This window comes from Mycobacterium sp. TH-M106 (assembly GCF_057473765.1).
The window spans coordinates 1-12,067 of the sequence record NZ_JBYCLE010000354.1; the positions used below are offsets into that span (position 1 = coordinate 1).

Genomic DNA, 12,067 nt, shown 5'->3' on the forward strand with positions numbered 1-12,067 from the left:
GGACTGGGAATGGTCGTCGTTTCACGACTGGCTGGCGCGGTTCGACGGCCGCATCGCCGTCAACGCCGGCTTCCTGGTCGGCCACTCCGCGCTGCGGTTGGCGGCGATGGGCGACGATGCGGTCGGTGGCCAGGCGAGCCCGCACCAGATCGAACAGATGACGGCACTGCTGCACGACGCGCTGTCCGCTGGGGCGCTGGGCTTTTCGACATCGCAGTCGCACACCCACAACGACGCCGCGGGCCATCCGGTGCCGTCGCGCAGCGCCTCGCGCGAAGAACTTGTCGCTCTGGCCGGCGGTGTCCGCGACCATCCGGGCACCACGCTGGAGGCGATCGTGCCCGGCTGCCTGTCGGGCTTCACCGACGACGAGGTCACGTTGCTCACCGACATGTCGCTGGCGGCCGGTCGGCCACTGAACTGGAACGTGTTGAGCGTGACGACGGCCAACCCGACCGGGCACGCCGGACAGCTGCGAGCATCGGAGATCGCCGCCGACCGGGGCGGCCGGGTGGTCGCACTGACCCTGCCGCACGCCATGAGCATCCGGTTGTCGTTTCTGTCCGGCTTCGTGCTCGACGGGCTGCCCGGCTGGCGCGACACCATGCACCTGCCGGTGCCCGAGCGACTCAAGGCGCTCTCCGACCCCGAGGTGCGACGGCGGCTCAACGCGGGCGGCCAATCCGAAGAAGCCGGTGTCCTGCGAGGCCTGGCGCGCTGGGAGCGGCTGATCATCGTCGAGACCTTTGCAGTCGAAAACGCCTACGCCACAGGACATTCCGTCGGCGAGATCGCTGGCGCACGCGGCCGTGAGCCGTTCGACACGCTGTGCGACATTGTGATCGCCGACGAGCTGCGCACCGGACTCAAGCCGGCGCCGACCGGCGACGAGGCCGCCGACTGGCGGCTGCGCGCCGAGGCGTGGCGCAACCCGGACGTCGTGATCGGTGGCTCGGACGCCGGCGCCCACCTGGACATGATGTGCGGCGCGATCTACACCACGTCGCTGCTCGGCCGCGGCGTCCGCGAGCACCAGGTGGTGACGCTCGAAGAAGCGGTCCGGCTGATCACCAACGTGCCGGCCCGGCTCTACGGGCTGCGCGACCGCGGCCGGATAGCGCCGGGCGCTCACGCGGACCTGGTGCTGTTCGACCCGGCCACCGTCGGCCACGGCCTGGAGCACACCTGCTACGACCTGCCCGCGGGCGCGCCCCGACTGGTCGCCGACGCCCGCGGAATCAGCTCGGTCTGGGTCGGCGGCGTCGAGGTCTGCCGCGACGGGGTGGCCACCGGCGCCCTGCCCGGCACGGTGCTGCACTCCGGCCGGGACACCGAAACGGTGTCGCCATGACGAGCTCGGTTGCCGACGAGTTCAATCCGGCCGAGCTGCAGGACGGACTGCTCATGCAGGTCGAGAACGTGCACGAGCGGCTGCGCGCAGCGCGGCAGCAGCACCGGGTGATGGTCGGCACCCCGTTCGCCGAGACCGCCAGCCAGACCCTCGGCCTCGACGGGGTGACGGTGCTGGGTTACCAGGAATGCCGGACGGTGCTCACCCATGACGAGACCTTCTCGTCCTCGATTTACCAGCAGATCATCGGCCCGGTCATGGGCCGCACGCTGCTGGAACTCGAGGGGACCGAGCACCTGGCCACCAGGGCGCTGGTGGCACCGTCGTTTCGCGCGGCGCTGCTGGAGCGCTGGCGCGAGGAACTGGTGGAGGTGGTGGTCGGCGAGCTGATCGACCGGTTCGCGCCGTGCGGACGCGCTGAGCTGGTCCGCGAGTTCACGTTCGCGTTCCCGGTGCAGGTCATCGCCCGGATCATGGGACTGCCGCGAGCCGACTACCCACGCTTTCAGCGACTGTCGATCGAGCTGCTCAACGCGGTCTACGACTGGGACCGCGGGATCGCCGCCTCGGCAGCGCTGAAGCAGTACTTCTCCGCTATCCTCGCCGAGCGCCGCCGCGATCCGCAGGACGACCTGATCAGCATGCTGGCGGAGTCGCAGATCGACGGTGCCCAGCTGACCGACGACGAGATTTTTGCGCTGCTGCTGCTGATCTTGCCGGCCGGCGTCGAGACCACTTACCGAGCCTCGGGCAACCTACTGGTCGCGCTGCTCACCGACCCGGCGCTGCTGGCTGAGGTGCGCGCGGATCGCGCCATGATCCGCGGTGCGATCGAGGAGGCGCTGCGTTGGGAGCCGCCGATCACCTCGGTGATGCGGGTGGCGGTCTGCGACAGTGAGCTCGGCGGGCTGGCGATCCCGGCGGGCACCAACGTCAACGTCAGCGTGGCAGCTGCCAACCGGGATCCGCAGCGGTATCCGGAACCGGACCGCTTCGATCCCGGTCGGCCCAACATCGCACACCTGACGTTCGGCGGCGGCCCGCACCTGTGTCTGGGCATGCACCTGGCCCGGATGGAGACCACGGTGGCGATCAACGCGCTGCTCGACCGATTGCCGGACCTGCGGCCGGCCCCCGACGCCCCACCGCCGCGTGTGGTCGGGGTGGCGTTCCGCTCGCCACTGACGCTGCCGGTCCGATTTAGCGCCGCCTAAAGCCGACCGCTGAACCGTTCCTAGACACTGAGCGAAACTGAGTTTTGCCCGGTGGGCGGCCCCGAACGGTGTTGGGTTGCCTGGTGGCCCGCGTTCGTCTGCCCGGGTGGTGGCGCGGATCGTGTCCGTGTTCCAGCCTCGGGTTGGCGGGTTTCCTCGCGTCGGCGGGTGGCGGGTCTGGCCTGGCCGGTCCGATGCCTGGCCACATCGCTCTGGTGTGGTCGGGGCGGTGCCGTCCGTCGCCGGATCCGGTGCCCGAGGGCGCGCCGTCCGATCGCCACGCTCGCGGCGTGGTGACGGGTGGTCTGTGGGTGGGCGGCAGCCAGTGGCTTCTGCCAGTGCTGCGCACCCCATTTCGAGGTGTAGGCGGGGTCGACCGCGATGACGGCGATCCCGGCTTCGGTGGCCATCGCGAGCAGCCGGGCGCGCAGGCGTGCGGTCGGCATGCCGGAGATGACCTGCCGGAACCGGCGCCGCCGGCCGTGCTTCTCCCGCGTCTTGGTGTCGGTGAAATCGAGGTCCTCAACCGCAATGGCCTTGACCCCGGTACGTTTTGCCCAGTGCAGCAGGCGGGTGAGCGCGTGGCGGACCTGTGCGTCACGATGTTCGGCGGTGCCGTCGAGCCGGTAGCCGAACGTGTGCGGCGCGGCGATCGGGTTGCCGTGGCAGTCCAGCCGCCAGGCGGCAAGGTGGTCGGTGTTCATGTCCACCCCGATCACCTCACCGGTACGCAACACGTCCAGGGGCACGGTCGGGACAGTTTTACGTTGCCAGGATGCGTCCAGATACCAGCGGCCGGTGGCCGGGTTGTGGTGCATGCGGTATGCGACGGCGTGATTGGCGGCTACCCGGTCGGCCCATTCGTCGCCGCGGTGCGCGAATACCACTGTGCTGGCGAGGACGTAGCGGCTGTGTGGGGCGTTCGCGAAATGAGACAGTGGTGCGGGCAGCCGGATCGAAACCTGCCCGCCGGGTGTGATGCGGATGGTTTCGTTGCCGTGCTTCTTGCCGGCCTCGCCGTCAGCGGACAGAAACCAGCGCGACGACTCCCACTGCGCCCGCCACTGCGACTCGGTCAGAGCCGCGTCGGCAAGGTGATGGCGCTTGTGGAGCAATCGTTTTCCGCCGCGGACCACGCCGACCCGACCGGCCGCATAGTCGGCCTCAACGCCGGCGAGGCGGGACCGCAAAGTCGCAAGGCGGCGGGATTTGACGAACCACTCGTGTCGAGAGCGGTAGCCGCCCGGCATCCCGGCCGTGCCTTTCTCACCCAATGGCTGCGACAACCGGTGTTCGAGCATCGCCACCCCATCACGCAGCGACGTGATCTGCGCAACCTGCGCTCGCCGTGCCAACGCCCACTGATCATGTGTGGCTTTGGTGATGCTGCCCGCCCACCGTGCAGTTGAGCTGGTGGTGATGTCGCGCTTGCGATCCGCCCACGCCTCCTTGTCGTGGCTTAAGCCGTCCCGGACACGCTCGGCCAAATCGGCTGCGGCGAGCCGCCCGAGATGGGCGCCGACCTCGCGCAGCACCCGCACATCGGCGCCGGTGAGGCCTTTCAACCGGGTGCGGATGCACACCCCGGTCGCCGGCTCAGCCACGAACGGCTCCGCGACCCCCCGCAACTGGCTCACGACGGGCTCACCTGGATACCCAGCCACTGCGCGACACCTACCGGAACAAGGGCACGATCGGCGCGGCGGCGCTCGACGCGGACACGCTTACGCTGCCGGCGTTCCTCCGCCCGCACCTGCTTGTTTTCGATCGTCGTGCTCATCACTGGACATCCTCACCGACACCACCGACAACCGCCTGCGGGCCGACGTCACGCTGCGCGCACCCGACCGCCTTCAACGCTCTGTTCCGAGCACTGCGCCGCCCGTAAAGCCGGGCACAGAACGAAGCCAGCACCTCCACCATGTCGCGGACCAGATCATCGGTCACCTCACCGGAATCAAGCACCACCAGCCGCCGACCGTGCGCCGACAACGCGGCCTCGACCAACTCAGTGTTAATCCGCCCCAACCGATCCCGGTGCTCCACCACCACCGCGGTCACCCGGGGATCAGCCAACAGTCGCCGCACTTTCCGCCGCGCCCCGTTCATCCCGGACCCCACCTCGGTCTCCACCCGCACCACCGTCCCACCCGCTTCAGCGGCCCAGCCCGCAAGACGAGCAACCTGACGATCCAAGTCCGACTTCTGGTCATGCGAGGACACCCGCGCATACAACCCGAACGTGGTGGGCGCCGGCCCCGCAGACACGTCCGGCGACACCAGCACCGTGCGCTCGTTCACCCGCACAGCCGGAACAGGCAGCGTCCCCTCACGAAACCAGCGATACGCGGTCTGCGGATGCACCCCCTGCGACCGCGCCCACTCCGTCAGATTCACGCCACCAGCATACTCACTAGAACGTCCGTACGCTCACTACCACTCAGTATCACTCAAACAGTTGGCAACCCCATAGCATCGACGGTTGTGGACTCCCGCTGGGTTCTGCACCTGGATATGGACGCATTCTTCGCGTCCGTCGAGCAACTGACCCGGCCGACGCTGCAGGGCCGGCCGGTGCTGGTTGGCGGACTCGGCGGCCGCGGTGTGGTGGCCAGCGCGAGCTACGAGGCGCGGGCGTTCGGCGCCCGCTCGGCGATGCCGATGCACCAGGCACGTCGGCTGGTGGGCACCGCCGCGGTGGTGCTGCCGCCCCGCGGCGTGGTATACGGGGTGGCTAGCCGCCGTGTCTTCGACGTGGTGCGGACCGTGATACCCGTCGTCGAGCAGCTCTCCTTCGACGAGGCGTTCGGGGAACCCGCCGAACTCGGCGGCGCGCCGGCCAGCGCTGTCGAGGGCTTCTGCACGGAGCTGAGGCGGCGGGTGCGCGAGCAGACCGGGCTGGTGGCATCGGTCGGCGCCGGCTCGGGCAAACAGATCGCCAAGATCGCCTCGGACCTGGCGAAACCCGATGGCATCCGGGTGGTGCGGCGTGCCGAGGAGCGCGCCCTGCTGAACGGGCTGCCGGTGCGTCGGCTCTGGGGTATCGGCCCGGTTGCCGAGGAGAGACTGCACCGCCTCGGCATCGCGACCATCGGCCAGTTCGCCGCACTGACCGAGGAAGAAGTCGCCAGCATCCTGGGGGCGAGGACCGGCGCGGCGTTGCACCGACTGGCCCGCGGCGTCGACGACCGTCCGGTCGTCGAACGCGCCGAGGCCAAGCAGATCAGCGCCGAGTCCACCTTCGCGACCGACTTGACCACCCTGGAACAGCTGCACGAGGTGGTCGGCTCGATCGGCGATCACGCGTACCAGCGGCTGCTGCGCGACGGCCGCGGCGCCCGCACCGTCACGGTCAAACTCAAGAAGTCCGACATGAGCATCCTGACCCGCTCGGCCACTCTGCCGTACGCGACCACCGATGCCGGCGCGTTGATCTCCGCAGCCCGCCGGCTGCTGCTGGACCCGTTGCAGATCGGACCCATCCGCCTGCTCGGCGTCGGGTTCTCCGGGTTGACCGAGGTGAGCCAGGAGCCACTGTTTGCCGCCCTGGACCTGGAGCCGCACTCCGACACCCACCAGCCGGTGGACCCCCCGCCACCGCCATCGGCGGCGGACGACGCTGTCTGGCGGGTGGGCGACGACGTCACCCACCCGCACCTTGGGCACGGCTGGGTGCAGGGTGCCGGCCACGGGGTGGTCACGGTGCGGTTCGAGACCCGGGGAACCGGACCGGGTCCGGTGCAGACGTTTCCCGCCTTTCCCTCTCTTCCCGCCGATACCCCCGAAATCACCATCGCCAACCCGGTCGACAGCCTGGACTGGCCGGACTACGTCGCCCAACTGCGGGCTCGGGAGGGCTGAACCGGAGCCCGAGGTGCCGGTCGTTGAGCGGGCGTTCGCAGGCGGCCTGCCGCTACAGTCTGTTGGCCCGGAGTGTTCGGCGGATGTCTTTCATAAGCAGCACGAGGTGAAGTTCGTCGGTTGGGCTGGGCTCGAACTCGGGTACCAGATGGGTGTAGAAGTTGCGGGCTGCGGTGGATTCGGCGTGGACGAGCAGCCCTCGACAACCGATGTCGTCAGAAAGCTCGGTGAGCCGAGCGAAGACGTCTTGGAGCATGCCCGCTGCAAGACCGGCGCGTTCGTGGTTCATATCGACGCCGAGTCGAGCGAGGAGGGCCACCGGTTGGGGATAGCGGCCGGCGCCCTTGCGCACGCGGCGGGGGACCGATTCGGGGTGAACCTGGGCCATGCACCAGGCGTAATAGGCGACGACGCAGTGATTGTCATACTCGGTGACGACGAAGGCTTTTGTCGTGCCGACCATGGCTGATTGTCGCGCGAGCCGATGTAGCCACTCGGTTTGCTCTGTCGATCGACACCGGAATTCGGTCAGGTCGTGATGGTCAGCGAGCAGTGCAGGCGGCCGATACGTCTTCACTCGCGGAATGGTGAGGGGCGCTGCATCAGTCGCCGCAGCCCTGGCAGATCGCGGGCAGGCCGTGCGTTGATGTCTTCCCACTGTTTGAGAGCACCGGGATCGAGGTGGATGTGGTCTCGGTCGGCGAGGACTCGCCGGGCGGCTTCGGTAGCGTGTGTGATGACGAAATCGGTCAGGTCGGTGCCGCTGGCGCTCACGGCGCGGTCGATCAACTCGCGCTCCTCGGGCGTTGTGCGCAAGTCCATGCGTCGATTTCTGCGGCGGGTTCGAGTATCCACTGTCGTTGCCTTCCTATTTTGTACGTCCACTGTACGTCCACGCCACTACACGGACCAGGAGCAACCACCAGCGCCACGGTGAACGTGCGTGAGGAGGCTCTCGCGCGGTGGACGGCGCACTACGAACAACTGGGAGGCGGTCCTTTCAGCGGTCCGTTCGAGCTTAACTTCGGTCGGCCGTAACGCCGGGCCGCGGGAACTGAGTGGCCAGGAATCCGTCCCACATCCGGTCGGTCATCATCGCGTGCATCCCAACCAGCATGTGCGCCGATGGGGTCACCCGGACCCGCAATGGCGGTCGTTTCGCGGTGATCGCCTTCTCGACCGCCTTGGCAACGGTGTCGGGTCCGCCGCCCAGCTTGGCCAGCGGGCCCTTGGCGTAGACCGCTTCGGTCGCCGCGCCGACCGCGGCGTTGAAGTCTGCGTAAGGCCCGCCCGTGGCGCTGGGTGCGCTGAGCTCATGCGCGGCGGTAGACGCGAACTCGGTGCGGACCAGCCCAGGCTGGACGATAACGACATCGATCCCGAACCCTTTGACCTCGAATCGCAGCGCGTCGCTGAACGCCTCGACCGCGTATTTGGTGGCGTGGTAGGCGCCGGCACCGGGGAAGGTGAAGTTGGCGCCCATCGAGCTGATGTTGACGATGCGTCCGCACCGCTGCGCGCGCATCCCGGGCAACACCAGCTGGCACATCCGCACCAGGCCAAACACGTTGGTCTCGAACTGGCGTCGCACATCAGCCATCGGCAGCGTCTCCGTTGCGCCCGACGACGAACATCTGTCGGCGATGCGCGCCGCCGTCGAGGACCGCGAATCCGACATCGAGACACGCCTGCTGCGGCTACTGCAAGCGCGGTTCGGCCGCTTCGTCGACCTCATGGCCAACTCGCCCAACGCCACCGAGCTCTACGACGTGCACGGCCGGATGTGCGGCGACATCGCCACCGACGCTGCCCGCCGCGCCGACACCCTACTATTGGGCGTGCTGCGGCGCGCGGTAGCGGCCGGCGAGCTCAACTTGACGCCGTCGGGACTCACCGTCAAACAGCTCGCCGGCGTGCTCACCGACTGTGCCAGCGGCGCCAAGGGCGAACCCGCGGCAACCCCCGCAGATTTCTCATCGCGGCTCAGACTCAGCGTGCGCGCGATCCTTGCCGGCGTCGGGGCGACGGATCTGCCCGACTGAACTGTGCCGTGCGGCTGGGCGGTCGACCGGCCGCGCAGCAACCGGTATTGCCATTGCTCCATTTCGACGCCGCGGTGCACACCGCCGGCAAGGCGACCTTTGTGCCGCGGGCCTCAGCCGACCCGCTCACCGCGCCGAACCTGCCGCGCTTTGGTCCGGCGCTCGTCGAGAATGTGCCCGAAGTTCTGCAACAGCAACGGTTCACGCATCACCACTTCGTCGATGTGCTCGCGATCGATCTCCAGCGCGGTCACCTCGTCCAGCGCGTACGCGCTGCCGAGGTTTGGCTGCCGGGTCAGCGCCGTCAGGCCCAGGAACGAACCCTCGACCAAGGTGCTGATCGGCAGGACCGAACCATCGTCGGCCGCGACGGTCAGCTGCACGCGCCCGGCCACCAGGAAGGTCATGCCCGTCGGCACCTCGCCGGCGTATTCCACGATTTCGTCGGTGCCATACCGCACGATCCGCGCACACGACTGCAGCGACCGTTGCTCCTCGGCGTCGAGCCGCAACGCCGGCGCGACCACGGTGCGCAGGGCATGCGCCACACGTTCGGGCGTCGAGAACACGTCGTCGGCGTCGTCGAGGTGCAGCTCTGCCCGCCGCGCGGCATACCAGATCCAGCGCAGGAACGTGGCCTTCGCGGCACCCGCGTCGGCCGGCGAGCTCAGCCCGATGGTGGTGCGGTACCCGGCGCCGCCGAGCGGTACCGAACGTGGCTGCACGCCTGGCTTGAGCTGTGGTAACACGCGGGCAACCCGTGACAACAACGCGCACACCCGGTCCGGCGGATCGGCGCTGGCGAACGTCGTGGTGATCTCGATCTTGTGTGTGCCGGGCGGGCGGCTGAGGTTGGTGAACGCGGTGGTGGCCAGCACCGAGTTCGGCGTAACCCGCATCCCGCTACCGGTGTCGATGTGCACGGCGCGCCAGTTCACCTCGACAACGCGTCCCCGCGCGGTCCCGGTGTCCAGCCACTCGTCGATGCGGAAGGGTTGCTCGAAAAGCATGAACAGGCCCGACACGATCTGGCCGACGGAGTTCTGCAGCATCAGGCCGATGACGACCGAGGTGACGCCCAGCGCGGTGAACAGGCCGCCGATCCGCACGCCCCAGATATAGGACAACATCACAGCGAGACCGACGCTGATGACGGCGAAGCGGGCCACGTCCAGGAAGATGCCGGGCATCCTTTTACGCCAGCTCTTTTCGGGTGCACCCTCGAACACGGTCGCGTTGAGCCCCGAGAGCACCAGCACCAGCACCAGGAACCCGAATACCGTGGTGAGGATCCGCACCGGGATATCCCCGGCCGGTACCTCGGAGGCCTGGACAAGCAGCAGCAGCAGCGCGCCGAGCGGCACCACGTAGTTCCGCAAAACGCTGACCGGCCTCGCCAGGCGATTGTTGCGCCGCGCGAGCGCGTCTTGCAGCTCGGTGAGAATGATCAGCCCCAGGGGGAGGCCGACCGCGATCCCGATCGCCCAGTAGAACCACGACGATCCGAAGGCGTTCATCACCGCTCCAGCAATCGGTAGATCGCCTGATCGACGCCGCCGACCGGGATGGTGCCGGCGGGAGCGAACTGCCGCACGTCCCGCATCGCCTCGTACACCTGCGAGCTGACATAGATTCCGGGTTGCGGTGCGCCACTGTGCATTTGATGTGCCAAATTGACGGCGCCTCCCCACATGTCGTAGACGAGACTGGAGCGGCCCACCAGCCCGCTCACCACGTTGCCGGTGTTGACGCCGATCCGCAGCGCCAGCTTGTGCTCGCTTTGGTTATTGAACCGCTCGATGATGTGGCCGATCTCGAGTGCGAAGTCGACGCTGCGATGGATGCTGTCCAACCGAGGAGTGACGAGCCCGCAGCTGGCCAGGTAGCCATTGTGCACGGTGCGGATCCGTTCGATGCCGATCGATTCGGCGGCAGAGTCGAACTGGCGGAACAGGTCGTTGACGATGTCCACCAATTCGCCCTCCGGCAGTTTGTTGGAGAGCTCGTCGAGGCCGACAATGTCGGCGTAGATGATGGCGACGTCCTGGTGCTTGGCGGCGATGGTCTCCTCACCGTCGCGATAACGCTGCACCACGGACTCGGGCATCAACGCCAGCAGTAGTTGGTCGTTTTCGCGACGCTGCTCATTGAGCAGCTCCTCCTTGATCGCCAAGTTGCGGCTCATCTCGTTGAACGCCGCTGTGAGGTCGCCGAATTCGTCGCGCGACTTGACCGGGATGTCCACGTCGTAGTCACCGGAACTGATCTTGCGCGTGCCGTTCTCCAGGCGGCGGATCGGCTGCACCGCCGCCCGGGCGACGAGCATCGAGGCGACACAGATGGCGAAAATCATTGCCGTCACCGCGATCACCAGCGTCTTGCTGAATCGTCCCAACCGGGCGAACGCGTCGGAGTCGTCCCGCGTCGCCATAACCGACCAGTGCAGATCGGAGTTCGCCACGTTCAGGGGGGCGTAGGCCTCCAGCTCCCGGTTTCCCGTGTAATCGCTGGCGCTGACCACCCCGGTCTCGCCGTGCTGGGCGGCGCGAAGCCCCGCGCTGGGCACCGGCTGCACGAGCACCGTGGTGTGCAAACGGATCGCGCGGTCCACCACGTCGGGGGGCGTGCCGGCGTTGATGGCGTGGCGCCGGTAATCCTGCGGATCCTGTAGGAAGGTCCGCGAATCGGAGCGCATCAGGTTGTCCGGGCCAGCCAGATACGTCTCGGTCGCGGCGCCCATGCCGGCCGCCTGCCAGTGCCCGTTGGCGGTCATGATCCTGTTGAGCTTGGCGATCGGCACCGCCAGGGCCATGACCCCTTCGACCTTGCCGTTCATACCCACCGGCGAGACCACCCATGCCGTGGGAAGGTCGAGGTGCGGCTGATACGGCTGGAAGTCGGTGATCCAGACGAAATCAACGTCGTTGGACGCCAGGGCTTTTTGGTAGGCCTCCCGCAGTTTGGATTCGCGATAGGGGCCGGTGAGGATGTTGGTCCCCAGGTCGGGTCCCTTCTCTACGCTGTAGACGACGTTGCCCTGCATGTCCAGCAGCAGCGCGTCCGGGAAGTCGAAGCGCGTGACGATACCGCGGATGTAGGAGTTGAAGCGCGCGTTGGCCGCGGACCACGCGCTGCCGTCGCCGGCGTCCTCTACAGACAGCGAGTCGGCGGTGGGCCTGTGCGGTGCGGTGTAGTAGGCCTGCACGTACTTCTGCGGGTTGGAACTCGGCAGCACCGCGTTGATGTCGATGGTGTCGCCGGTGGCCTGCTTGATCGGTTTGATCATGTCGTTCTGGTAATAGCCGACGAGCGCCTGCTGTTGGGCCGGGGTGATCGTCGCGTTGGCCAATTGCGCGAAGCTGTCCGTGAACGCCGTTGTCGCCTCGGTGATGCTGAAACCGCTGCTGTAGACGATCAGAGAATTCGTCACTTGCCGGAACAGGGACTCCACCGAGCGTTTCTGCGACTGGCGCAATTCGATCAACCGCTCGGATTCGACCTCCCGCAAGGCGCTGCGGCCGGAGAGAGCCCCGATGAAACCGACCACCGACACCCCCAGGATGCTCGACAGCAGCAGCGCCACCAAGATCTTGGACTGA

General features: G+C 67.7%; 12 protein-coding genes. 4 read left to right on the plus strand and 8 right to left on the minus strand.

Annotated features, from left to right (window positions below):
• A partial coding sequence (locus AC2VOP_RS12385; protein ID WP_486961243.1) for an amidohydrolase family protein occupies positions 1-1,351 on the plus strand: 1,351 nt, incomplete at its 5' end.
• Positions 1,348-2,565, plus strand: coding sequence for a cytochrome P450 (locus AC2VOP_RS12390; RefSeq protein ID WP_486961244.1), 1,218 nt, complete (start codon positions 1,348-1,350; stop codon positions 2,563-2,565). The genes AC2VOP_RS12385 and AC2VOP_RS12390, both read left to right, overlap by 4 nt.
• A 20-nt stretch (positions 2,566-2,585) precedes the next feature.
• Here the strand turns inward: AC2VOP_RS12390 and AC2VOP_RS12395 are convergent, their stop codons facing one another.
• The 3 genes from AC2VOP_RS12395 to AC2VOP_RS12405 are packed head-to-tail and all read right to left on the minus strand — an operon-like array spanning position 2,586 to position 4,962.
• Entirely contained in the window at positions 2,586-4,202 is a 1,617-nt protein-coding gene (locus AC2VOP_RS12395) for an IS200/IS605 family accessory protein TnpB-related protein (protein ID WP_486961245.1), read from the minus strand.
• Positions 4,199-4,345: a hypothetical protein gene (locus AC2VOP_RS12400; protein WP_486961246.1), complete on the minus strand. Its 147-nt coding sequence runs from the start codon at positions 4,343-4,345 to the stop codon at positions 4,199-4,201. Before AC2VOP_RS12400 ends, AC2VOP_RS12395 begins: the two co-directional genes overlap by 4 nt.
• Positions 4,345-4,962, minus strand: coding sequence for an IS607 family transposase (locus tag AC2VOP_RS12405; RefSeq protein ID WP_486961247.1), 618 nt, complete (start codon positions 4,960-4,962; stop codon positions 4,345-4,347). Before AC2VOP_RS12405 ends, AC2VOP_RS12400 begins: the two co-directional genes overlap by 1 nt.
• Positions 4,963-5,049: 87 nt before the next feature.
• Here AC2VOP_RS12405 and AC2VOP_RS12410 point away from each other — a divergent pair, with 87 nt between their 5' ends.
• Positions 5,050-6,426 (plus strand): DNA polymerase IV, encoded by a 1,377-nt coding sequence (locus tag AC2VOP_RS12410; RefSeq protein WP_486961248.1) that lies wholly within the window; start codon positions 5,050-5,052, stop codon positions 6,424-6,426.
• A 52-nt stretch (positions 6,427-6,478) separates the two neighbouring features.
• Here the strand turns inward: AC2VOP_RS12410 and AC2VOP_RS12415 are convergent, their stop codons facing one another.
• The 3 genes from AC2VOP_RS12415 to AC2VOP_RS12425 form a co-directional block, all read right to left on the minus strand.
• Positions 6,479-6,889, minus strand: a complete 411-nt coding sequence (locus AC2VOP_RS12415) for an N-acetyltransferase (protein WP_486961249.1) — start codon at positions 6,887-6,889, stop codon at positions 6,479-6,481.
• Positions 6,890-6,999: 110 nt separating this feature from the next.
• Positions 7,000-7,248 (minus strand): type II toxin-antitoxin system TacA family antitoxin, encoded by a 249-nt coding sequence (locus tag AC2VOP_RS12420; RefSeq protein WP_486961250.1) that lies wholly within the window; start codon positions 7,246-7,248, stop codon positions 7,000-7,002.
• Between the two features lie 196 nt (positions 7,249-7,444).
• Positions 7,445-8,161 carry an SDR family NAD(P)-dependent oxidoreductase gene (locus tag AC2VOP_RS12425; protein ID WP_486961251.1) on the minus strand — a complete coding sequence of 239 codons (717 nt, stop codon included), beginning with the start codon at positions 8,159-8,161 and terminating at the stop codon, positions 7,445-7,447.
• On the opposite strand from AC2VOP_RS12425, the gene AC2VOP_RS12430 reads away from it, so the two are divergent.
• The gene (locus tag AC2VOP_RS12430; RefSeq protein WP_486961254.1) at positions 8,070-8,468 is read left to right on the plus strand and encodes a hypothetical protein; all 399 of its coding nucleotides are present in this window, start codon (positions 8,070-8,072) and stop codon (positions 8,466-8,468) included. The genes AC2VOP_RS12425 and AC2VOP_RS12430 overlap by 92 nt on opposite strands.
• Before the next feature lie 113 nt (positions 8,469-8,581).
• Here AC2VOP_RS12430 and AC2VOP_RS12435 read toward each other — a convergent pair whose 3' ends face one another.
• Positions 8,582-9,985, minus strand: a complete 1,404-nt coding sequence (locus AC2VOP_RS12435) for a mechanosensitive ion channel family protein (protein ID WP_486961252.1) — start codon at positions 9,983-9,985, stop codon at positions 8,582-8,584.
• Positions 9,985-12,067 (minus strand): adenylate/guanylate cyclase domain-containing protein (locus AC2VOP_RS12440; RefSeq protein ID WP_486961253.1); only part of this gene is annotated, 2,083 nt, incomplete at its 5' end. The genes AC2VOP_RS12440 and AC2VOP_RS12435, both read right to left, overlap by 1 nt.